Here is a 23,162-nt window from a genome sequence, read left to right as displayed (position 1 = left end):
TCACTTGCTTGCATGTTGCTCATGTCACTACATCGCATAATTAAAAGTTATTCCAATGCGACGCGGTTCGCCCCATTGCACATAGGTTTTTGGTGCATATTCAATGCGAGGATCGTTACCGAAATAAAAACCGCGCGTCGCATAATCTTTATCCGTTAAATTACGCCCCCAAAAGGTTACCGTCCAGTGTTCAAGTTGCCATACAAGGTTGGCATGCAACAACGTCATCTTATCGCTCTGACTATTGTGTGAGTCAGAAAAATAAAAACTGTCTTTGCTGTCTATCTGCACGGTTGCGCTTAGGTTGTTTTGCAACTGCCAATTCACCCCAGTATTGACCTGATAGCTTGGTGCTTGGGCTTGTTCACGCCCACTCATATCAACGCCGTCTTCGGTGACAAAGCCGCGAATTTCGCTATTTAATAAACCAATATTGGCAAACCAGTTTAATTTTTCGTGTGCCTGCCAGCGTAGCTCTACCTCGGCTCCTTGGGTTGTTCCGCCATCGGCATTATCAATAAAGCCAATAAAGGTTTGCTGACGGTTAATCCAACTTTTTAACTGGACCTGCTCGCGACGCTGATGAAACAGCGCAACATTCACTGCTAGCCTATTGTCCGCGCTCACATACTTATAGCCAAACTCAATGCTGCTTAGGTACTCAGGGGCAAAATTCGCACGTGCTCGTAAGTAGGTTTCAAGCTCAGGGTTGTCACCAACTTTACCGAGCGCCGCACCGTTTACGCCACCAGCTTTATAGCCGCGAGACCAAGTACCATACCATAGTTGATCGGCGTACGGCTGATAGCTCAAACTCACGCGCCCGCCAAGCATGGTATCGTTTGGTTGCTCTTGTACCGCATTGGTATCAGCGTAATCATTACGATAGCGCTCAACGCGCAACCCTGTGGTCAATTGCCATTGTTCACTTAAGTAGTGGCTCAACTCACCATACAGGGCATGATGTGTGCTGTCATACTGGCTCTGAAATAGGGCATCGGTGTACGCGTCCCAATCAAAAAATGCGCGCTGCAGGGTTTCTTCACGCTGGTGACTATACCAACCAAGCACCCAGTCGGTGGGTAAACCAAACCAACTAAAAGGCTCGGTGCTGACTAGGCGTGCCTCGAAACTTTGGTCGGCACGGTCACGCCAATACGCATCTATTGATGAATATTCCCAACCTGGTGCAATACCCACGTAGCTCCAGTCTTCATCATAACTGTATAGCGTATCGGCGTTTAGCCAGCTATAGCTAAGCTCTAGTTCGTAGCTACTTGCGCCTAAATAAGTAGCGGCGAAGCGGCCAGCGTTAATACGCGCGTCGTCTTGCCCAGGTTGGTCAGAATAGGTTTGGCGAGTGTTATCTAATGAGAAAGCATCATAACCATTGTCTTGATTATAGTGATGCAAGGTGGTGCGTAATTGCCAATGCTGGCCCACGTCTGACCATAAATTGAAACGAGCCTGACGTTCCGAGCGCTGCTGTGTGTCGTCACGCTGCAAGTAAAGGTTTTCAGTGAACCCATCGTCACGCTGCTGATGAACACTCAAACGTGCGCGCCCCAGTGCTCCAAGTTCACCACCCGCAGCAAACCCGCCTTCAAGCGCGTTATAGTTGGCTGCACCAAGTTGCCAAAACCCATCAAACTTAGTACCCGCCTGGGCGCTTTCTAACACCAACATACCCGCCATACCGTCGGCACCAAAGCGACCACTCTGTGGGCCGCGGTATACTTCAACCTGGCTGATATCAAACAACGCAGCTGCTTGGCCTAAACCGCTGTAATTAATGCCATCAATAACGATACCGACCGATGGATTAATGGGGTCGACAAATTGACTGCGCTCGCCAATGCCGCGAATTTGCATAAACCGCGCACGCGAGCTGCCACTCGAAAAATTCACATTGGGTATGACATTAAACACGTCTTCAAGATGCGAGCCGTGGCGCGCGCTGATGCTGTCAGCCTGAAGTACCGACACGCTAGTTGGGGCTTGATGAACTTGCACGGCACGAAATTGCCCTTGAACTTGAATGCGTTCAACGGAATCGTTGTTATTTGTGGGCTCGGCGTTTAACGCCAATAAACTTACTACTGTTAGTAACATGGATTATTTCCTCAACACTTAGTCAGAAACAATCCGGTCGGGCAGGTCATGTAATGGAGTGATAGTGCTACCATCCCTACGCCAGTATTAACCGGATCAGGTGCAAAGGGTTCGCGTTTTGCATCTCAGCCAAACCAGCGTCATTGTCGCTGATGTGGCACCCCTTGGTAAAAATTGCGCGGCGAGTATAACAGAACTGTTTAGATAAACGCCAGCGCATCGCCGTAAAGTTGTGATAGCGGTAAGCCTTGCCCATGAAACGCGTCGCGAATGACGCGTACCATTTCAAAGCGCCCAGCCACATACACATCGGCTTCGTTTAAGTCGGTTTGCTCAGCCATAACCGCGTGGTGAACCAAGCCGGTGGTCCCGTGCCATTGTGCCGGCGCGTTTTCTACCACTGGGCAATAATGCAAGGGCTCATGTTGTGCAGCTAATTCACGTAACTGAGCGTCGTAGTACAAGTCTTCGGCATTACGGGCGCCCCAATATAAAGTGATTGGGCGCGTAGAGCCGCTGCGTAAATGCGCTTGCAAAATCGACCAGGTATATGAAAAACCGGTACCTCCAGCAATTAAGATAATAGGGCGTGCGCTATCTGCACGATAACTCGCCTGCCCTAATGGCACTTCAATGGTTATCTGCTGCTCGTCACGCATTTTGTTCAAAACTTCAAGCGCGTACGGATTATTCGCGGCTGCGCCAATGTGCAATTCAAGTTGCTGGGTACTTGAAGGGCACGATGCTATCGAAAATGGCCGCTTGTCGCGCTCGCCCATCACCACCTGCAAATACTGACCGGCTTCAAACTCAAGCGGCTCAGGTAGCTCTAGTACCACGCGATAAACCACAGGTGTGAGGTTTTCAATGCGACTAATACGGCATAGCCATTGTTTCATAATCAGTTGTTTTCCTTTGAATTGGCAAATATATCAAGACTATCCCACAAGTCATCGACACGCTGCTTTACCTGATCGTCCATCACAATGGGCACACCCCATTCACGATCGGTTTCACCCGGCCACTTATTGGTGGCGTCCATCCCCATTTTTGAGCCCAACCCCGATACCGGCGAGGCAAAATCTAAATAATCAATGGGCGTATTCTCAATTAATAGCGTATCGCGGGCTGGGTCCATGCGGGTGGTCATGGCCCAGATCACGTCCTTCCAATCACGTGCGTTCACATCGTCGTCACAGACAATCACAAATTTAGTGTACATAAACTGGCGTAAGAAGCTCCACACGCCCATCATGACGCGCTTGGCGTGGCCCGAGTACTGCTTTTTCATGGTCACAACAGCCACGCGATAAGAGCAGCCCTCGGGTGGCAAATAGAAATCGACAATTTCTGGAAATTGCTTTTGCAACAAGGGCACAAACACTTCGTTCAGGGCAACACCGAGCACAGCAGGTTCATCTGGCGGTCGGCCAGTATAGGTGCTGTGATAGATGGGTTGCTTGCGCATGGTAATATGGGTGACCGTAAATACCGGAAACTCATCCACTTCGTTGTAATAGCCCGTATGGTCGCCATAAGGCCCTTCGGGGGCAGTTTCGCCTGGGGCAATATAACCCTCTAAAATAATTTCAGCGTGGGCCGGTACCTGTAAGTCATTACTGACACACTTGGCCACTTCAGTTTTACCGTCGCGTAAGAGGCCGGCAAACGCATATTCCGATAAGCTATCAGGCACTGGCGTCACGGCGCCCAAAATAGTGGCTGGGTCCGCCCCAAGCGCTACAGCTACCGGGAAGTTCTCACCCGGATGTGCGCGTTGCCACTCTTGAAAATCTAGTGCACCACCGCGGTGTGACAGCCAGCGCATAATCACTTTATTTTTGCCCAGCAATTGCTGGCGATAAATGCCTAAATTCTGGCGCTCTTTATGTGGCCCTCTGGTGACAGTAAGCCCCCAGGTAATGAGCGGTGCAACATCGCCTGGCCAGCAGTGCTGAATGGGCAACTTGGTTAAGTCAACGTCGTCGCCGCTAACGACGACTTCTTGGCATGGCGCTTTTTTCAATTGTTTCGGCGACATGCTCAATACTTTCTTGTACATCGGCAGCAAATTCAACGCATCACGAAAGCCTTTCGGTGGCTCTGGCTCTTTCAAAAAAGCCAATAACTTACCGACATCGCGCAGTGCGGCAACCGACTCTTGCCCCATACCTAAAGCAACCCGCTCGGGTGTACCAAATAGGTTCGCTAGTACCGGAATATCGTGACCCTTGACGTTTTCAAACAGCAATGCAGGCCCGCCCGCTTTGAGCGTACGGTCTGATATTTCAGTGATCTCAAGATAGGGATCAATTTCTTGCTGAATACGTTTTAATTCGCCGCGTTGTTCTAGCAGTTGAATAAAGCCACGTAAGTCTTGATATTTCACACTTGCTCTCGCTATGTTGTGCAGGCCAAGAAGTAAGCGCGCAGTATAAATGTTTTTGATATAGTTTTCAGCGTTAGCTGTTCAACCAGCGTTAACTCATTTCATAGGGATATTGCCATGCTGGCGTTTTGGATCATAAGCGTAATCACAACTTTATTGGTCATCACCACCTTGCTACCGCGTTCTAAGCGCACGGTGTGGTGGGTTCGTGTGTGGGACTTTCCACGCCTACAACAAAGCGCCGTGGCTTTACTGTTACTTATCTTCAGCGCCGTACTATTGCCGGCCTCAGCTTGGTCGACGTGGTTAGTGGTGAGTGTGCAATTAGGCTGTGGGGCATGGCATTTTTGGTGGATATTCCCCTATACCCCCTTGGCTGCGAGAACGGTAAAACGCTACCGCCGGAAGCGCGACGAAAAACATGTCGACGAGCATATTCGGTTGCTCACGGTGAACGTACTAGAGCCCAATCGAGATGCTGTTGAGTTAACCCAAATTATCAACAACGAGCGCCCAGACATCATTGTTGCCGTGGAAACAGACGAATGGTGGGAAGCGCAATTTAGCGATATTGAAGACGACTTACCGCATGTTCTTCGCCGACCACAGAACAATTTGTACGGCATGATGGTGTATTCAAAGTGGCCGGTGACCAACGTCGAAATTTGTGAACTGGTGCAAGAAGGCATCCCGTCGATGCATTTCGATTTACAGCTACCGACGCGCACGGTGCGCATGCATTGTGTGCACCCAGCACCACCTAGCCCAACTGAAAATTACAAATCAAAACAGCGTGATACCGAGCTACTACGTGTTGCGAAGCGCGCCAAACAAGAGTCCGGACCGGTTATTGTGACGGGAGATTTGAACGATGTGGCTTGGTCGAAGTCGACCCGGGCGTTTTTGCAAGAAAGTAAGCTACTGGACCCACGCATGGGGCGTGGCATATACAACACCTTTCACGCGAAAATTCCGCTGATGCGCTGGCCGTTAGACCATGTGTTTCATAGTGAGCACTTTATGTTGGTTGAGCTCAAACGGCTACCGCCGTTTGGCTCAGACCACTTCGCATTGCTAACTGAATTAGCGCTGCGCAAACAAACCTAACCGTGTTTAGCTCTTCTGGCGTTTCATGGCCTCGAAGAATTCGTCATTGGTTTTGGTCATTTGTAATTTATCAATGAGGAATTCCATCGCCTCCGTTTCGCCCATTGGGTGAACGATTTTGCGTAGAATCCACATTTTTTGCAGCTCTTCTTGCGAGGTTAATAATTCCTCACGACGTGTACCCGAGCGGTTGAAATCAATAGCTGGGAAAACACGTTTTTCGGCGATTTTACGGTTTAAGTGCAGTTCCATGTTACCGGTACCCTTAAACTCTTCGTAAATCACTTCGTCCATTTTTGAACCGGTATCAATTAGCGCCGTTGCAATGATGGTTAGGCTACCGCCTTCCTCAACATTTCGCGCCGCGCCAAAGAAACGCTTCGGTTTATGCAATGCGTTCGCGTCCACACCACCGGTTAACACTTTGCCTGAGCTAGGAATAACCGTGTTGTATGCGCGCGCTAAACGAGTTATAGAGTCGAGCAAAATAACCACATCTTTTTTGTGCTCAACTAAGCGCTTGGCTTTTTCGATGACCATTTCAGCCACTTGAACGTGACGGTTAGCTGGCTCATCAAACGTTGAAGCAACCACTTCGCCTTTTACCAGGCGATGCATTTCTGTGACTTCTTCAGGGCGCTCATCAATAAGCAATACCATGAGCACGCAATCAGGATGATTTGCCGCAATGGACTGTGCAATGTTTTGCAGTAGTAATGTCTTACCCGCTTTTGGCGGCGCTACAATCAAACCACGCTGGCCTTTGCCAATTGGCGAAGCAAGGTCTAACACCCGTGCGGTAATATCCTCCGTTGAGCCATTGCCACGCTCCATACGCAAACGTTCGTCAGCGTGCAGTGGGGTCAGGTTTTCAAAGAGAATTTTATTACGGGAGTTTTCAGGCTTGTCGAAGTTAACTTCGCGGATCTTTAGGAGGGCAAAATAACGTTCGCCTTCTTTCGGCGGTCGAATTTTTCCAGATACCGTATCGCCAGTGCGTAAATTGAAACGGCGAATTTGGCTTGGCGACACATAAATATCGTCAGGGCCGGCTAAATAGGACGAGTCCGCCGAACGCAAGAAACCGAAGCCATCTTGCAAAATTTCAAGCACGCCATCGCCATAAATGTCTTCGCCGCTTTTTGCGTGCGCTTTCAAAATAGCGAAAATAATGTCTTGTTTGCGCATCCGCGCCATGGACTCAAGGCCCATAGTTTCTGCGAGCTGAACCAGCTCGTTTACAGGTTTATTTTTTAATTCTGTTAGGTTCATAGGGGGGTTATGACTTTTTGGCCAATGGAAATAGTTAAACGTAATTTAGTTAAAAACGACTCGGGGTTTTGACTGCACGGCTGCCGGAAGGCTGGCAACCTGAAGAAAAGTTATGCCAAGAAAAGTAACACTTAAATTGAAAAACGTCCAGTTTTTCAGCGCAAATTGTGCAAAAGCACAGCAAAGGTTGTTGCTGATCAACGCACAACAACCCGCTGAAACTTACCGGCAATTAGATGTTTTGTTCAATGAACTCAGCCAGTTGCGCTTTTGACAAGGCACCTACTTTGGTTCCTGCCACTTCGCCGTTTTTAAACAACAATAAAGTTGGAATACCACGAATACCATACTTTGGTGGGGTTTGGTTATTGTGGTCAACGTTCAGTTTACCAACAGTGATGCGATCGCCAAATTCGTTTGCGATATCGTCCAAGATTGGCGCAATCATTTTACAAGGGCCACACCACTCTGCCCAAAAGTCTACTAGAACTGGCTTGTCTGAATTAAGAACATCGCTCTCAAAACTTTCATCACTTAGCTGAACAATTTTGTCACTCATGATAATCTCCGCTGCTGAATTCGCGTGAAATAATAAAACCCTATTATTTCTGTTTTTGAATGTTAGCGCAAACTGATATGCTTACGCCATGAGTAAAACACACTTAACAGAGACACGCTTCGCCGATCTCGACCTGCACCCGCAGGTATTGTCCGCACTGCAAAGTGTTGGATTTGAACATTGTACACCGATTCAAGCATTGAGCTTACCGATTGCATTAATCGGAAAAGATGTTGCTGGGCAGGCTCAAACCGGTACAGGTAAAACCTTGGCGTTTTTGATTGCCACGTTCACGACGTTGCTCAACAACCCGCGTACTGGTGACAAACGCTATCCGCGTGCCATTATTATGGCGCCGACGCGTGAGCTTGCAATTCAAATTGCCAACGATGCTGAGCAACTCGCACAACACTGCGACATGCGCCTTGGCATTGTGTATGGGGGCGAGGGTTACGATTCTCAACGCCAACAACTTGAAGAGGGCGTCGATATTCTTATCGGCACCACCGGCCGCTTGATTGACTATTACAAACAAGGCATTTACCAATTGGATAAAATCCAAACGGTGGTGCTTGATGAAGCCGATCGCATGTTCGATTTGGGCTTTATTAAAGATATTCGTTACATGTTCCACAAGATGCCACCCCCTGGCGAACGCCAGAGCTTGCTGTTTTCAGCCACCTTGTCGCAACGTGTGCAAGAACTTGCCTATGAGCACATGAACTCACCAACCAAAGTTGAAGTTGAGCCGCTGCGCAAAACGGGCGAACGCATTACCGAAGAGCTGTTTTATCCGTCGAAGCAAGACAAAATGAAGTTATTGCTGACGCTGATTGAAGAAGACTGGCCAGACAAAGCCATTATTTTCGCCAACACCAAACACGTTTGCGAAAAGCTGTTTCAATGGCTTGACGCCGACGGCCACCGAGTGGGCCTGTTAACGGGTGATGTTCCGCAACGCAAGCGCTTGAAAATTCTTGAGCAGTTTACTGAAGGGGAACTGGACTTCTTAGTCGCTACTGACGTAGCCGCGCGTGGTTTGCATATTCCTGAAGTAAGCCATGTGTACAACTACGACTTGCCTGACGACTTTGAAGACTACGTGCACCGCATTGGCCGTACAGGTCGTGCTGGCGCAAGTGGCAAAGCGGTGAATTTAGCCTGCGAAGAGTACGTGTATAACTTACCAGCCATTGAAGAGTATATTGGGCATAGCATTCCGGTGACAAAATACGACCCAACGGCCCTGTTAAGTGATTTAAAAACGCCGCGCTCGAGTCAGCGCCGGCCACGTGGTGGTCGTCGTGGGGGCAATCAGCAACGCCGCAGTGGCGGTAATCGCAAGCCGACAAGGTAAACAAAGACAATGCAGGACGCACGCTTTGCCGCAATCGATTTAGGCTCCAACAGCTTTCATTTGATTATTGCTACGGCAAAGCGTGATGGCCATTACCGCATTTTAGCCAGACACCGACAAAAAGTTCGGCTCGCCGATGGCTTTGACCAGCACATGGTCGTTAGTGACCAGGCCATTCAGCGCGGCCTCGACTGCCTTAGCCACTTCGCCACATTACTGCAAGGTATAGCACCAGAGCGGGTACTTTGCGTGGCAACCGCAACACTACGAAAAGCAACCAACAGCCAACCCATGCTCGCTCGCCTTGAGCAAGCGTTGGGGCATTCCATACAGGTTATTAGCGGTGAAATCGAAGCCGAGCTAATTTATCAGGGCGCTACCGAGCACTTATTACACAGCCAACAGCATGTGCTAGTACTCGATATTGGCGGCGCCAGTACTGAGGTTATTGTAGGCCATGGCTGTCAGCCAGAGCACCTTGTCAGCCTTGATATGGGGTGCGTTACTTGGCAAAACCGGTTTTTCGGTGAACAAAAAATTTCGCAAACCAACTGTGATGCAGCTATCGCCGCAGCAAAAGCCACCCTTGAGCCGCATAGCAAGCGCTTTTTAGCTGCACATTGGCAGCACGTTTGCGGAGCTTCAGGCACTTTTCGAACTCTTTACGACATGCGCACGCGGCCTAAACGGCCCATTACCTTAACCTGGCTACATGAGTTATTGGCGCAGGTTATCGCCTTAGGGCAGGTAAAAAAACTGGGCGAGTTAGGCATTCGCGGCGACCGCCAACCGGTGTTTGTGGGTGGGCTTTGTATTCTTATCGCCTTGCTTGAGTGTTTGGCTATCGAACAGGTTGATATTGCGAAGGGTGCGCTGCGCGAAGGGCTATTGGTGCGAATGTTAACGCGACCCAATAGCCCACTCGCAGACTAATTTTTAACCCTGCTGATTACGCAACTGCTGCGCTGCGTACTTGGCAAAATACGTCAAAATACCGTCAGCACCGGCGCGCTTGAAGCCTAATAATGACTCCATAATTACCTCATGGCTTAGCCAACCGTTAGCGATGGCCGCCTGCATCATGGCGTATTCCCCGCTAACCTGATACGCAAAGGTTGGTACTTTAAACTGGTCTTTCACGCGGCGTACAATATCCAAATACGGCATACCCGGCTTCACCATCACCATGTCGGCGCCTTCTTCAATGTCTAAGGCCACTTCATGCAGTGCTTCGTCACTATTAGCGGGGTTCATTTGGTAAGTCTTCTTATTGCCACCTTTTAGATTGCCAGCCGAGCCCACCGCGTCACGGAACGGCCCATAGAAAGCCGATGCGTACTTGGCCGAGTAGGCCATAATTTGTACATGAATAAAGCCGTTTTCTTCCAACGCTTCGCGAATAGCACCAATGCGTCCGTCCATCATGTCCGAAGGTGCAACGACATCAGCACCAGCGCGTGCATGTGACAACGCTTGACGCACGAGAGCCTCGGTAGTGATATCATTTTGCACATAGCCATCGTCATCAATAATGCCGTCTTGACCATGGGTGGTAAACGGGTCTAATGCCACGTCAGTAATCACGCCAAGCTCTGGCACTGCAGTTTTTATGGCACGTACGGCGCGTTGCGCCAAACCTTGGTCGTCCCACGCTGCTTCAGCGGTAAGCGATTTGTCCGCAGCCGGTGTCACCGGAAATAGCGCCACCGCTGGAATGCCCAGCGCTGCAATTTCTTTGCATTCGTCAACCAGCAAGTCAATGGATAGGCGCTCTACGCCGGGCATTGACGCCACTTGTTGGCGTTGCTGCTCGCCCGGAATGACAAATACGGGATAAATAAAGTCCGCAGCGCTTAATTGATTTTCAGCCACCATACGACGACTAAAGTCATGCCGGCGTAAACGGCGCATACGACGAAATGGGAAATGACTGACATGCTGCATAAATTGTCCTTCACTAGCTAGTTAGGTTAGATGACGCTCGCTCACGTTCAGCAATCACTCGAATTTGATCACGCCCCGCCCCTTTGGCGCGATACAGGGCTTCGTCAGCGGCGGCCAATAATTGTGTCGGCTGATCATAGACCCCAGGGGAGCCAACGGCAACACCAATGCTCACTGTAATGTGCATTGGCCCATGATCAGTGTCAAAAGCGTGTTCTCTAACTGCCTGCGCTAACTTAACGGCAAGATCACGGGCGCCTACCTCGTCGGTATCCGGCAATAATAACGTAAACTCTTCACCACCGTAGCGGTACAAAGTATCGCTGGCACGACGTAAAGTGCGTTTTAACACCTGGGCAAGGTCGATAAGAATCTGGTCACCCAATAAATGGCCAAAACTATCGTTTAACGCTTTAAAATGGTCTATATCAAGCATCATCAAGGTTAAATGCGAGCTATTTCTGCGGCAGCGACGAAACTCGCGTTTAAACTCTTGGTTTAAAAAGCGTCGATTATACAAACCGGTTAAACCGTCTTCGTTGCTACGTTGCTCAAGTTCTTGATTGGCCTTTTGCAAACGCACCATCACCCGCTCTAATTCAACGGTACGCTGCGAAACCATATCTTCAAGTTGATGGTTGATTTGTTCTTTAAGTGCTAACTGCTCTTTACGGCCATCATTAAAGCGAATGGCTAGCGCCCAGGACAATAAAAGCACTTCAAACGCCGACGCTGCCATAATGCCGTAACGCTGCACAAACACCGACTCAAACAGGCCTAAATAGCCCAAGGCGTTAATACAAATCGCTCCAAGTAGGGCACTGAGGGCTAGGGTATAAATACGCGCATAGATTAACCCACGGCGCCACAACACAATGCCGCTGCTAAGCAAGAACGTACTCGACACAACGGCCAAAATAAGTACAAATGGAATCAGCGTGGCGTAGGGTAGAAATACACTTAGCACAAAGGTGATGCCATAAACCACCATAAAGCGACGCAGCCATTTATGAATGGTCAAACTGTGAATTTTGGTCTGCAATACACCCATGGTCACTAAGGTGGCGAACATGATCATAATACTGCCAATCATGGTGACAATTCGATCTTGCAGCCATATCCAATTGGGCCACAAATATTGATAACCCACACCGTCTAACCCGGCCATCAACAAACCAATGGATAGCGTATACGCTGAGTAATTTAAAAAGCTAATTTCACGCGTCACCAAAAAGTTGGACAAATTGTAGATAGCCATACACAACAGCAGCCCGAAATAGAGCCCTGTCGCGGCAACTTGATATTGGTTGGCTTCCATAAAATCAAGCGGCTCCCACAGTTCTAGTGGAAACCTTAGCGAACTTTCGGTACGCACACGAATGTACACATCGTGCGCTGCATGGGTAGGAACGGGAACTACAAAGTTTTTATTGTGTACCGGGCGTTCAGCAAACGGCTGCTGGTCCCCCAAAGAAATCTTGTGAATCACCTGGCCGTTACGAACAAAATACGCGTCTATACTATCGAGTAGGGGGTAACCCAAGTACAATATGCGATCAGCGTCGCTCGCTTCAATGTGCATACGAAACCAATAGGCTTGCGGTGTATAACCAAACGAAACCGCTTCGCCTTCCGGAATTGTTCTCCACTGTTGCAGAGGGGAATCAATCAGCTGCGTCAGAGAAGTATTCGCAGACTCTGCTTGATAGTAAATTGTCGGTTTTATCGGCTCTGCTTGGGCCGCGGGAAGCGCAGCCCCAAGCAGCCAAACCACCAGCACAAACATCAACTGGTGGAAAACATTTAATTTCATAGCATCCCTATTTTGCAAAAAAGCTAACGCTGTTTTGCCAAGTTTGGGCAGCAATTTGGCTGACTTCCTGTTGTCGTAGCTGCGCCAAAAACTCGCCGATAGCCGGCAAGTAACAAGGCTCGTTTTGTTTTATTCGTGGCCGTACGTGGCGTGGTGCTAAAAATGGTGCATCGGTTTCTAATAACAACCGATTCAGCGGTATATCCAACACTGCTTCTTGCAGTTCTTTACCACGCCGCTCATCGCACAACCAACCTGTTATGCCTATATAACAACCAAGTTCGAGGTAAGGTGCAAGCTCTTTTTTTCCGCCAGTAAAACAATGAGCGAGCATTTTGGGTATAGCTGACTGATAACGCGCAAGTAATTCGCATTGCTCAGGTTGTGCGTCACGCTCATGCAGATAAACCGGCAGACAAAGTTCTGCTGCAAGTGCTAACTGAGCTTCAAACACCCTAAGCTGTGTCGGCTGCGGCGAGTAATTGCGATTAAAATCTAGACCGCACTCACCAATAGCCACCACACTGGGATGTTGCGCTAAAATCGCCAGTTGCTCAATGAAGTCTGGCGCTGCCGCTGCTGCGTCATGAGGATGAACGCCAACTGTCGCGAGTAATTGTTGAGGATATTGCTCACATAACTGAACGGCAGTGCGGCTCTCGGCGACATTGGTGCCGATAACAAGCATTTTCTCAACCCCGGCTTCGCTCGCTCGCCGAAGCACCGCATCAACATCCCGAAAGAGTTTACTGTTGGTTAAGTTTACGCCGCTATCGAACCAGCGCATTATTTAATTCGTTTTACCTGAGTACGACGATTTTGGCCATCTCGCCCAAGGTAATAAGACGACATTAACCCACGCTCAAGATAGTATTTGCCCGATGTATCAATTGCAAAGCGCTCAGACGATACTTGCTGCCAAACTTGACCAGTACTCGTTTCAAACCGCAATTTACCTAGCCCATTCTCGCTATGGCTAACAATAGTGATGTAGATTTTATCTTCTTCGCCATCTTCGCCGTCGCTGTTGCGCGCCAAATGCTCACGGCCAAACTCGGACTCGTTTTTATTTTTGCCAACCGCACGGCCATTTCCCAATCCTTTGCCAGCGGCTTTAGCTGCGGGTGCATTTGCATCGGCAGTTGTCGCTGAGTTGCCAGCTGCTAAGTCATCAAAACACACTAAACGCTCTAACGGGTTTTTAATACTCGCACAAGCGGCTAGCCCATTCGTGATGTCTTGCGCTGGTGTCGAAGACGACCAAGTTAATGCCGCGACCACACCGGCTAATACGATAAACTGCTTCATTGATTACTGTTCCTGTTCTGTTTCGGGTTTCGGCTGATATAGACCCGCAATAACTAAGCCAAGTTCAAATAACAGCCACATCGGAATTGCTAGTAAAGTTTGTGAGATCACATCCGGTGGCGTTAATAACATCCCCACAATAAAGGCTATGACGATAATATATGGACGCTTGCGACGCAATGACTCTACGCTCGTGGTTCCGCTCCAACAGAGCAAAATAATTGCCACTGGGGTTTCGAATGCAATACCAAACGCCATGAAAATTGTCAGTACAAAATCTAAATAACTCGCTATATCAGTGGCTACCGTAACCCCTTCTGGCGCGGCAGCAGCTAAAAAGTTAAGCGCTAGTGGTAACACCACCAAATAAGCAAATGCGACTCCTGAGAAAAACAGCAACGTGCTACTGACCAACAGAGGAATGACTAAACGTTTTTCTTTTTTATACAAGCCGGGGGCAATAAACGCCCACAGTTGCCACAGTAAATAGGGAATAGCGAAGGCAATTGAAACGACAAAGGCAAGTTTAAATGGCGTAAAAAACGGCGTCGCCACGTCGGTTGCAATCATCGTTGTACCTTGCGGCAAGCTGGCGATCATCGGCGCTGCTAACCACTGATATAACTCGTCTGCAAATGTTGCGGCAATTGCAAAAACCAAGCCCACGGCGATCACTGCATGCAGTATTCGACGACGAAGCTCAAGCAGATGGTCGATAAGCGGAGACTGACTAGCCATTGTTGTCAGTACCCGTTTCGTTGCTCGACTTGTGTTGTTTAGCCGGTACTTCGGCACCTGCTTTAGAACGCGTTTCAGGCTGGCTGTCAGGCTTGGCATATGGCCGTTGTACTTGTGCCGCAGCTGAACGTAACTCTGCAACCGAGCGCTGCAACTCTGGGGGCAGCTCGTCCATATTTAATTGCTCGGCTTTTTTTAAGTGCTCATGTAATTCTTTAATGCGCAGCTCGTGTTTTAACTCCGCTTGCACATGACCGGAAAACTCACGCACTTTAGTGAAGCCTCGCTGCATTGATCGCAAGGCGCCTGGCAAGCGTTCAGGGCCCAAAACAATAAGCCCCAATACAGCAATTACCAATAGCTCCCAAAAGCCGATATCAAACATTCTGTTTATTTATCTTCTGGCTTTTTTTCAGTGCTGTCGTTGGTTTTGCTTTGCTGTGAAGAATCAAGCTGTTTTGGTTCTTGCTCGTCTTCACCAACCGACTTTTTAAAGCCTTTTACCGCTGAACCTAAATCTGACCCAATATTACGCAAGCGCTTGGTGCCAAATATCAGCACAATAATGACCAATACAATTAATAACTGCCAAGGGCTAATACCCATAATCATTCCTCATCAAATTAATGGCTACGACGCCATGCAAAGAGCCCACTAGCAACTGTTAAAACAGCGCTGCCGACGACCATCCATATAGACTGTTGGCTAATCCATAATAACGTCGTACTAATCAACAAACCGCTTGTTAACACGGCCCACCACAACGCACGTGTTTGGCGCAGCTGTGTTTCACGCAATTGTGTTAGCAGCTGCTGCTGAGCGTTTGCATGCGGCCGCTGTTGTTGTAAATAATCATAAAGCAAGGTAGGCATTTCAGGTAATTTTTCTGCCCAGTACGGCGCATTTTCTTTAACGGCTCGCACCACAGCACGCCAACCTAGTTGCTCTTGCATCCAACGTTCTAAAAACGGTTTTGCGGTTTGCCACAAGTCAAGTTGCGGATATAAAGTTCGCCCGAGCCCTTCAACGTATAACAAGGTTTTTTGGAGTAATACCAACTGCGGCTGCACTTCCATTTCAAACCGGCGGGCGGTATTGAACAAGTTGACCAGCACATGCCCAAATGAAATATCTGCCAGCGGCTTATTAAAGATTGGCTCACACACTGTACGAATCGCCGACTCAAAGTCTTCCACGTTAATGTGCGACGGCACCCAACCTGAATCAACGTGAAGCTCGGCAACTTTGCGGTAGTCACGATTAAAAAACGCCAAAAAGTTTTCGGCTAGGTAACGCTTGTCTTCGCGATTCAAGGTCCCAACAATGCCAAAATCAATGCCTAAGTACTGCGGATCTTCAGGGTTTTCGCGTGACACGAAAATATTGCCTGGGTGCATATCGGCGTGAAAAAAACTATCGCGAAATACTTGGGTGAAAAATACTTCAACGCCGCGTTCCGCGAGTTTCTTCATATTTACACCAAGGGTCATTAAGGTATCAACGTCACTCACTGGAATGCCATCAATGCGCTCCATGACCATGACATTGTGACGGCTGTAATCACTGTAAACCGTGGGAATATACAATAACGGCGAGTTTTCGAAATTACGCTTCAGTTGAATCGCGTTGCCCGCCTCACGCAGCAGGTCAAGCTCATCAAGCAAGGTCTTGCGGTATTCTTTGACAACTTCTTTGGGTTTTAAGCGTCGCCCATCGGGCAAGTGACGCGCCAATACGCCAGCCAAGGTTTCCATTAAGCGCAAATCAGCATCAATAGAGGTGCGAATATCTGGGCGAATGACTTTAATAACCACATCTTTGCCGGCATCATCACCATGCTTCAGCCGCGCGGTATGCACTTGGGCAATAGAAGCTGAAGCCAATGGCTGCACCGCGAAGTCATCAAAGGCTTCGTCAATGCTAACTAGCTCTAATGCTTTTTCGATAAGCTGTTGCGCGTGTTCGCCCGGAAAGGCTTTCACCCGGTCTTGCAGCACGGCAAGCTCATTGGCAATATCAGGCGGTAATAAATCACGCCGAGTTGAAAGCATTTGACCAAATTTAACCCACACTGGGCCAAGGCTTTCTAGCGCAAGCCGTAGGCGCGCCCCTGCCGGTTTGTCTTTGTGCTTATTGGGCATCCAAAATAGCGCATAGCGGCCTACCCGAAGGCTCCAAGGCAACCAACGCGCTGGAATAATTTCATCCAGCCCATAGCTCAAAAACGTGCGAGTAATTTGATAAGCGCGCTGTAACCGAATACTCACGAGGTTTTCCTTTTGTTTACTGCTGCCACGTTGCGCTCAAGCCGATCAACGGCGGCGCGCAATTGCTGCAACGCTTCGCTAAAACCAGTGAACTCAGCTTGGCTAACCAGTAGTTGCTTTTCTTCCACCAGTACATCGCGAACCCAAGCTTTCTGGTCAGCCATCGCTTGCTCTAGCCAACGCCGGCTACGCTGAAACGCCTGGCTTAAAAAGTGTGCCGGCACATCACCAATACGCTGTGCCAGTTGCTCTTGCCAGTCAATGTCTAACGCCACAAATAGCTGTGCAAATTGCTGCGCCAGCATTGGGTCACCTTCAATATCTAGGGCATCGGCTTTAATAAGCCGAGTAATGTTGGCGGTGTCGCGCAGCTCCGGCAGCACGGCTAAACGCGTTATAATGTGGCAATCGACAGGCTCGTTATCAACCCAACTAAAAATTAACTGCTGCGAACAAACCTGCAAGGTGAAGGGTTTACCCAATTCACTTAAGGTTACGCGCAAGCGTCTGTCCGCCAGTTTATGCAGGCGTGCAGGCGAAGCCTCGTCTAGGCTTAGTAAGTGATTTGCAAACGCCTCTGCAGCGGCTGTCGGTAACACGGTAAACAACATTAGAATTTGAACCCGCGATGCAGCGCCACAATACCGCCGGTTAAGTTGGTATAAGTCACTTGATCATAACCCGCGTGTTCCATCATGCCTTTGAGCGTTTCTTGGTCTGGGTGCATGCGAATGGACTCGGCCAAATACTGGTAACTCTCGGCATCACCGGCAACCATCTGGCCCATTTTGGGCAAGACATTAAACGAGTAAAAATCATACGCTTGGTTGAGCAACGGCTGCACTGGTTTTGAGAACTCCAAGACTAATAAGCGCCCGCCTGGTTTGAGTACACGAAACATCGACTCAAGCGCTTTTTGCTTGTCAGTGACATTACGCAAGCCAAAGGCAATAGTAATAATATCGAAACTGTCATCGGCAAACGGCAATTCTTCGGCGTTCGCCTGCACATAACGCACGTTGCCCACAATGCCACGATTACGCAGCTTGTCGCGGCCAACTTCCAGCATGGCGTCGTTAATATCCGCCAAAACCACTTCGCCGGTTGGCCCCACGCGTTTTGAAAACTGCGCGGTTAAGTCACCGGTGCCGCCGGCAATATCGAGTACCTTCATGCCTGTACGCACACCACTGCAATCAATGGTGTAACGCTTCCACAAACGGTGAATGCCAAATGACATTAAGTCGTTCATGACGTCGTATTTTTGCGCCACTGAGTTAAAAACATTGGCAACGAGGTTTTGCTTTTCGTTTTTAGCAACCTGCTTGTAGCCAAAATCAATGGTGTCTTGGTTGTTATCTTTCATGGTTAAGCCTTTTTGCGCATGTGCGCGCTAGTGTACTACGAAATCATGCTTGGGCGTAGTGGTCTCGCCGCGGCAGCCAACGTTGAATGAGTGCGTCCGTGGTTTGCGGATAACGCTGCCACAATACCTGTGCCATATGCTGTACTTGGTCAACAAGGTGGGCGTGTTTGACTAAATCGGCCACTTTCATTTCTGTTAGCCCGGTTTGTTTTTGACCCAGTAATTCACCCGGCCCGCGCAGCTCCAAATCACGCTGCGCAATGACAAAGCCGTCACTGCTGTCGCGCAGCACCGCCAAGCGTTGCGTGGCCGTTTTCGACAGCGGCGAATGGTACAACAACACACAATGGCTTGCTGCAGCACCGCGACCAACCCGACCTCGCAGCTGGTGCAATTGGGCTAAGCCAAGGCGCTCGGGGTTTTCAATAATCATCAGGCTAGCATTAGGTACGTCAACACCCACCTCTATAACCGTGGTTGCCACTAATAAATCAAGTTGGTGCGCTTTGAAGGCGCTCATCACCGCTTCTTTTTCTTGGCTTTTCAAACGCCCATGCACCAAGCCAATGCGTAAATTCGGCAGAGCCTCTTGTAACTGTGTGGCGGTGTCTTCTGCCGCTTGGCACTGCAGTGCTTCTGACTCTTCAATCAAGGTACACACCCAATACGCTTGCAAACCCTGTTTGGTGCACACTTCATGAACCCGCTCAATGACTTGATCACGGCGCGTATCTGGAATCGCCACCGTGGTTACTGGCGTTCGCCCAGGGGGTAATTCGTCAATAATTGACGTAGCTAAGTCGGCATAAGCGGTCATCGCCAAGGTTCGTGGAATTGGCGTTGCAGTCATAATCAACTGATGCGGCTGAAAGCCTTGGTCAATGCCTTTCTGCCGCAATTCTAAGCGCTGATGCACACCAAAACGATGTTGTTCATCAATGATCACTAAAACTAAGTTTTTATAAGTCACTTCGGCCTGAAACAACGCGTGCGTGCCAACCACTAGCTGCACTTGCCCGGCGGCGATTGCTGCTAAATTCTCCGCCCGCTCTTTGGCTTTTTGCTTGCCTGCTAACCACCCCACCTGAATACCTAGCGGCTCGAGCCATTGACGAAAGGTTAAGGCGTGCTGTTCGGCCAAAATTTCGGTGGGGGCCATCAGCGCAACTTGGTACCCCTGCCCGATGGCTGTGAGCGCCGAAAGGGCTGCTACTAATGTCTTTCCTGAGCCCACGTCGCCTTGTACCAAGCGCATCATAGGCATAGATTGCGCAAGGTCATGCTGTATTTCAGCCACCACCCGCTGCTGTGCGCCCGTCGGCTGAAACGGCAATTGCGCTAAAAACGTTTGCTGCAATTCGCTGTTCACAGTTAAAGCGCGCGCTTGGTGGGCCTGCTTCAATGCACGTAACTTCAACAAGCTGAGTTGATGCGCCAGCAGCTCTTCTGCGGCTAAGCGCGTTTGTGCTGGGTGCGAACCTTCCATCAGCTGCTGCAAACTGACATCAAGCGGCGGCCGGTGTAAGGTACGAATAGCTTGCGCTAGGCTAATACCACCGGGCTGTAATTCAGCGGGCAGAAGCTCTGGCAACGCTTGCTCATTCAAGTAGGTAAGTGCTTGCTCACTTAGCTTTCTCAGTAGGGCTTGCTGAACCCCCTCAGTGGCAGGGTAAACTGGGGTGAGCGCCTCTTCGCCTAACACCGGCGCCTCGCCCTCAATAATTTTGTATTCGGGGTGAATCATGTCGGGGCCACTTAGCCCGCGACGTGCTTCACCGAATAGTTGCAGCCGTGTACCTTGCGCAAATTGCTTTAACTGCGCTGCAGAAAACTGAAAAAACACCAAATTAAGCACGCCACTGGCATCGCGCACGCGTACTTTGAGCATACGCCTGCGCCCATAGGCAACTTCAGCTTTCAGCACTTCGGCAATCACAGTCGCACTGGTGCCCGGTTGCAACGCGGCAATAGGGTAAATACGCGAACGGTCTTCATAACGCAGGGGCAGGTGTAGCAATACATCTTGCACATTCGCCAAACCGAGCTTTTCTTCAAGCTTGGTTTGTAGCTTTGGCCCAACGCCTTTCAGGGCGCTTAGCGGAATGCGATGAAGACCGTCCGTTGTCATCTTTTGGCGCTCCGAATTTGCTGCCACCAAGTGTCATCAGCAGCAATTTGCCCATCGCTATCTAAGCTGGGGTAAGGAATGTTGTTTAAGCGGCATAAGCGCGCAAAAATAGGGTGACCACCTTCAAATAGCACGCGTTCGCGTTCTTGCGCACTTAACGTCGGTTGTTGATACATTCCCGCCGCATCGCGCTGACGCTGGGCTTCATACAAAATGACCGCCGCCGCAACAGAAACATTCAACGACTCGGCCATACCTACCATGGGAATAATAATTTCGTGATCAGCAGCGGCAATGGCTTCAGGTGTAACCCCTCGGCGTTCTTGCCCCATGATGATTGCCGTCGGTTTGGTGTAATCAATAGCGCGAAAATCGACAGCTTGGTCAGATAAGTTGGTGACTAAAATCTGTTTACCTTCGCTACGCAATTGCTCAATGCACGGGGTTAAGCCATCGTGATGATGCACCTTAACCCATTTTTCACTACCCACGGCGGCACCTCGGGTGAGACGAAAATGGCGCTCATACCAAATGGCATGCACATCGTGAATACCCACCGCATCGGCAGTGCGTACCAAAGCAGCAAGATTATGATTTTTGTGGACACTCTCTAAACACAACGTAAGATCGCTCTGGCGCTGGTCCAGAAGTTTAGAGATACGTGCGAAGCGTTCCGGCGACATGTACTATTCCAATTTAATATCTATCACTTAAGGCAAGTATAACGGCATGCGAGAGTTATCCATAGTGTTTAGCCACCCCGATTTTTATGTGCTGAATAAACCGGCCGGCGCCCCCATGCACGCTAACGATAACGAGCTTGGTGTGGTTCAGCAACTTAGCGAACAATTGCATGAACCGCTTTGGCCAATACATCGGCTAGACACACCAACCTCGGGCGCTTTGCTTATTGGCCGCAATCAGCAAGCCGCGGCCGCCCTAAGTGGCTTGTTTGCGCACCGGACTATCCACAAAACCTACCTTGCCATTTGTGCCGGTAAGCCGAAGAAAAAACAAGGCCTTATTAGCGGCGACATGCAAAAAGTTCGACGCGGCAATTGGCGCCTACTGCACAGCCAAGAAAACCCCGCACAAACACGCTTTACCAGTTTCTCATTAAAGCCAGGCTACCGTTACTATGTGCTCAAGCCGACCACTGGGCGCACCCATCAGCTACGGGTTGCTTTAAAAAGCATTGGCGTACCGATTTGTGGCGACACCCGCTACGGCGGCGAAAGCGCTGAACATCTGCACTTGCATGCTTGGAAGCTACAGTTTGAATACGCCGGTGACGTGTTCGATATCACCGTACCTTGGCCAGCGTACGAACACTTCGCCGATTTACCCTCGGTTCCCGAAATAACGACTGACGAATAACGACCTTGGTCTAGCTTGGCAAATGGCCGAAAAAAACGGCATACTCAGGCAACAGTCATTACGTTGTTTATCTATTCACGCAAATATTCACGCAAAAAGGTAATCGCCATGAAATATTCTTTGATTAGCTTGGCTCTTCTCACCGCAACGAGTTTTACCGCTGGCGTTGCCAAGGCCGAATCAACCGTTCGAATTAACGCCGAGCTAGAACAGAAAGTTATTGAATGGCGCCGCGACTTACACCAACACCCCGAGTTAAGTAACCGTGAGTTTCGCACCGCAAAAGTTGTTGCTGAGCACCTTGAAGCGCTTGGCTTAGAAGTTCAAACTGGCGTGGCGCATACCGGTGTGGTTGGCCTACTTAAAGGCGCTAAACCGGGCCCCACCATTGCCTTGCGCGCTGATATGGATGCCCTGCCGGTCACCGAACTTACCGATGTGCCTTTTGCCTCAAAAGCCGTTTCAGAGTACCGCGGCAAAGAAGTTGGCGTCATGCACGCCTGCGGTCATGACTTGCACGTGGCGATGCTGATGGGCGCAGCCGAACAACTCACCGCCATGCGTGATCAACTAGCTGGTAACGTGGTATTTATCTTTCAACCAGCCGAAGAAGGTGCGCCTGCCGATGAAGAAGGCGGTGCTGAACTCATGCTCAAAGAAGGCATGTTCAAGCAATACCAACCTGAAGCGGTATTTGGTATTCACGTGTGGTCAGCTGGCAATACTGGACAAATTGGCTACCGCGAAGGCCCGCTCATGGCCTCGTCTGATCGCTTTGAAATAAATGTCAAAGGCCGCCAAACTCACGGCTCGCGCCCATGGGGCGGAGTTGACCCAATTGTGGCCGCAGGCCAAATTATTAGCAACACGCAAAGCATTGTCTCGCGCCAAGTAGATATTACCAAAGCGCCCGCTGTGGTTAGCTTCGGTATTGTTGAAGGCGGCGTGCGTAACAACATTATTCCCGATGAAGTGTACTTAGAAGGCACCATTCGTAACTTCGACATGGGCAACCGCGCACAAATTTTTGAGAACCTAAAAACCACCGCAGAAATGACCGCCAAAGCCAGTGGCGCCGAAGCCCACGTGCACATTGACGAAGGCTACCCAGTGACCATTAACAACCCCGAGCTAACACGCCAAATGCTACCCACCATGCAGCGCGTAGCAGGTGCCGACAACGTGAAAGTAAACGCGCTAGTAACCGGTGCCGAAGACTTCTCGTTTTATGCGCTTGAAGTACCGGGCTTGTTCGTCTTCTTAGGCATAACACCTGAAGGCCAAAACCCAGCCGAAGCACCAAGCAACCATTCGCCGTACTTTTATGCCGACGAAGATGCCTTAAAAACCGGTACTGAGCTTTATGTGAATTGGGTGTTTGATTACGCGGCAACTAAATAGCCAACACTTTTGGGCAACTGCCGT

Annotated in this window: 22 protein-coding genes and 1 riboswitch; of the genes, 5 read left to right on the top strand and 17 right to left on the bottom strand. The window is 49.6% G+C overall.

Annotated elements, in window-relative coordinates:
- Positions 1-27: 27 nt before the first annotated feature.
- From BM334_RS09395 to ubiD, 3 genes are all read right to left on the bottom strand, one after another.
- Positions 28-2,112, bottom strand: coding sequence for a TonB-dependent receptor (locus BM334_RS09395; protein WP_092841103.1), 2,085 nt, complete (start codon positions 2,110-2,112; stop codon positions 28-30).
- A 56-nt stretch (positions 2,113-2,168) separates the two neighbouring features.
- Positions 2,169-2,287: riboswitch (TPP riboswitch) on the bottom strand.
- A 25-nt stretch (positions 2,288-2,312) separates the two neighbouring features.
- Positions 2,313-3,011 (bottom strand): NAD(P)H-flavin reductase, encoded by a 699-nt coding sequence (gene fre, locus BM334_RS09390; protein ID WP_092841102.1) that lies wholly within the window; start codon positions 3,009-3,011, stop codon positions 2,313-2,315.
- A gap of 2 nt (positions 3,012-3,013) precedes the next feature.
- Positions 3,014-4,501 (bottom strand): 4-hydroxy-3-polyprenylbenzoate decarboxylase, encoded by a 1,488-nt coding sequence (ubiD, locus tag BM334_RS09385; protein WP_092841099.1) that lies wholly within the window; start codon positions 4,499-4,501, stop codon positions 3,014-3,016.
- A 117-nt stretch (positions 4,502-4,618) separates the two neighbouring features.
- Here ubiD and BM334_RS09380 point away from each other — a divergent pair, with 117 nt between their 5' ends.
- The gene (locus BM334_RS09380) at positions 4,619-5,608 is read left to right on the top strand and encodes an endonuclease/exonuclease/phosphatase family protein (RefSeq protein WP_092841096.1); all 990 of its coding nucleotides are present in this window, start codon (positions 4,619-4,621) and stop codon (positions 5,606-5,608) included.
- A 6-nt stretch (positions 5,609-5,614) separates the two neighbouring features.
- On the opposite strand, the gene rho is transcribed toward BM334_RS09380, so the two are convergent.
- The gene (rho, locus tag BM334_RS09375; RefSeq protein ID WP_092841094.1) at positions 5,615-6,880 is read right to left on the bottom strand and encodes a transcription termination factor Rho; all 1,266 of its coding nucleotides are present in this window, start codon (positions 6,878-6,880) and stop codon (positions 5,615-5,617) included.
- A gap of 232 nt (positions 6,881-7,112) precedes the next feature.
- Positions 7,113-7,439 (bottom strand): thioredoxin TrxA, encoded by a 327-nt coding sequence (trxA, locus tag BM334_RS09370; protein ID WP_092841092.1) that lies wholly within the window; start codon positions 7,437-7,439, stop codon positions 7,113-7,115.
- Between the two features lie 88 nt (positions 7,440-7,527).
- Here trxA and rhlB point away from each other — a divergent pair, with 88 nt between their 5' ends.
- On the top strand, positions 7,528-8,796 hold the full coding sequence (gene rhlB, locus BM334_RS09365; protein WP_092841090.1) for an ATP-dependent RNA helicase RhlB: 1,269 nt from the start codon (positions 7,528-7,530) through the stop codon (positions 8,794-8,796).
- Between the two features lie 9 nt (positions 8,797-8,805).
- Entirely contained in the window at positions 8,806-9,729 is a 924-nt protein-coding gene (locus BM334_RS09360) for a Ppx/GppA phosphatase family protein (protein WP_092841088.1), read from the top strand.
- 3 nt (positions 9,730-9,732) lie between these two features.
- Here BM334_RS09360 and hemB read toward each other — a convergent pair whose 3' ends face one another.
- Genes hemB through trmH form a run of 12 tightly spaced genes read right to left on the bottom strand, consistent with a single transcriptional unit; the run spans position 9,733 to position 21,043 of the window.
- Entirely contained in the window at positions 9,733-10,740 is a 1,008-nt protein-coding gene (gene hemB, locus BM334_RS09355; protein ID WP_092841086.1) for a porphobilinogen synthase, read from the bottom strand.
- Between the two features lie 13 nt (positions 10,741-10,753).
- Positions 10,754-12,553 carry a sensor domain-containing diguanylate cyclase gene (locus BM334_RS09350; RefSeq protein ID WP_092841084.1) on the bottom strand — a complete coding sequence of 600 codons (1,800 nt, stop codon included), beginning with the start codon at positions 12,551-12,553 and terminating at the stop codon, positions 10,754-10,756.
- Between the two features lie 7 nt (positions 12,554-12,560).
- Complete coding sequence (locus BM334_RS09345; RefSeq protein ID WP_177215074.1) at positions 12,561-13,340, bottom strand: TatD family hydrolase; 780 nt, start codon at positions 13,338-13,340, stop codon at positions 12,561-12,563.
- Positions 13,340-13,861: a hypothetical protein gene (locus BM334_RS09340; protein WP_092841080.1), complete on the bottom strand. Its 522-nt coding sequence runs from the start codon at positions 13,859-13,861 to the stop codon at positions 13,340-13,342. The genes BM334_RS09345 and BM334_RS09340 overlap by 1 nt, the downstream gene beginning before the upstream one ends.
- 3 nt (positions 13,862-13,864) lie before the next feature.
- Positions 13,865-14,599 carry a twin-arginine translocase subunit TatC gene (gene tatC / locus BM334_RS09335; protein WP_092841078.1) on the bottom strand — a complete coding sequence of 245 codons (735 nt, stop codon included), beginning with the start codon at positions 14,597-14,599 and terminating at the stop codon, positions 13,865-13,867.
- Positions 14,592-14,984, bottom strand: coding sequence for a Sec-independent protein translocase protein TatB (gene tatB / locus BM334_RS09330; RefSeq protein WP_092841076.1), 393 nt, complete (start codon positions 14,982-14,984; stop codon positions 14,592-14,594). The genes tatC and tatB overlap by 8 nt, the downstream gene beginning before the upstream one ends.
- Before the next feature lie 5 nt (positions 14,985-14,989).
- Positions 14,990-15,205, bottom strand: coding sequence for a Sec-independent protein translocase subunit TatA (gene tatA, locus BM334_RS09325; RefSeq protein ID WP_092841074.1), 216 nt, complete (start codon positions 15,203-15,205; stop codon positions 14,990-14,992).
- A 17-nt stretch (positions 15,206-15,222) separates the two neighbouring features.
- Positions 15,223-16,860, bottom strand: coding sequence for a ubiquinone biosynthesis regulatory protein kinase UbiB (ubiB, locus tag BM334_RS09320; protein ID WP_092841260.1), 1,638 nt, complete (start codon positions 16,858-16,860; stop codon positions 15,223-15,225).
- 2 nt (positions 16,861-16,862) lie between these two features.
- On the bottom strand, positions 16,863-17,477 hold the full coding sequence (locus BM334_RS09315) for a ubiquinone biosynthesis accessory factor UbiJ (protein ID WP_092841072.1): 615 nt from the start codon (positions 17,475-17,477) through the stop codon (positions 16,863-16,865).
- Positions 17,477-18,232, bottom strand: coding sequence for a bifunctional demethylmenaquinone methyltransferase/2-methoxy-6-polyprenyl-1,4-benzoquinol methylase UbiE (gene ubiE, locus BM334_RS09310; protein ID WP_092841070.1), 756 nt, complete (start codon positions 18,230-18,232; stop codon positions 17,477-17,479). The genes BM334_RS09315 and ubiE overlap by 1 nt, the downstream gene beginning before the upstream one ends.
- 43 nt (positions 18,233-18,275) lie before the next feature.
- Entirely contained in the window at positions 18,276-20,360 is a 2,085-nt protein-coding gene (gene recG, locus BM334_RS09305) for an ATP-dependent DNA helicase RecG (RefSeq protein ID WP_092841067.1), read from the bottom strand.
- Entirely contained in the window at positions 20,357-21,043 is a 687-nt protein-coding gene (gene trmH / locus BM334_RS09300) for a tRNA (guanosine(18)-2'-O)-methyltransferase TrmH (protein WP_092841065.1), read from the bottom strand. Before trmH ends, recG begins: the two co-directional genes overlap by 4 nt.
- 46 nt (positions 21,044-21,089) lie before the next feature.
- Between trmH and BM334_RS09295 the strand changes: the two genes are divergently transcribed.
- Together BM334_RS09295 and BM334_RS09290 are read left to right on the top strand one after the other, a co-directional pair.
- The gene (locus BM334_RS09295) at positions 21,090-21,737 is read left to right on the top strand and encodes a TIGR01621 family pseudouridine synthase (protein WP_092841063.1); all 648 of its coding nucleotides are present in this window, start codon (positions 21,090-21,092) and stop codon (positions 21,735-21,737) included.
- Between the two features lie 108 nt (positions 21,738-21,845).
- Positions 21,846-23,138, top strand: a complete 1,293-nt coding sequence (locus BM334_RS09290) for a M20 family metallopeptidase (protein WP_092841061.1) — start codon at positions 21,846-21,848, stop codon at positions 23,136-23,138.
- The last annotated feature ends 24 nt before the right edge of the window (positions 23,139-23,162 follow it).

Source organism: Pseudidiomarina donghaiensis (genome assembly GCF_900116895.1).
Lineage (GTDB): Bacteria > Pseudomonadota > Gammaproteobacteria > Enterobacterales > Alteromonadaceae > Pseudidiomarina > Pseudidiomarina donghaiensis.
This window is presented reverse-complemented; position numbering and strand designations above follow the sequence as displayed.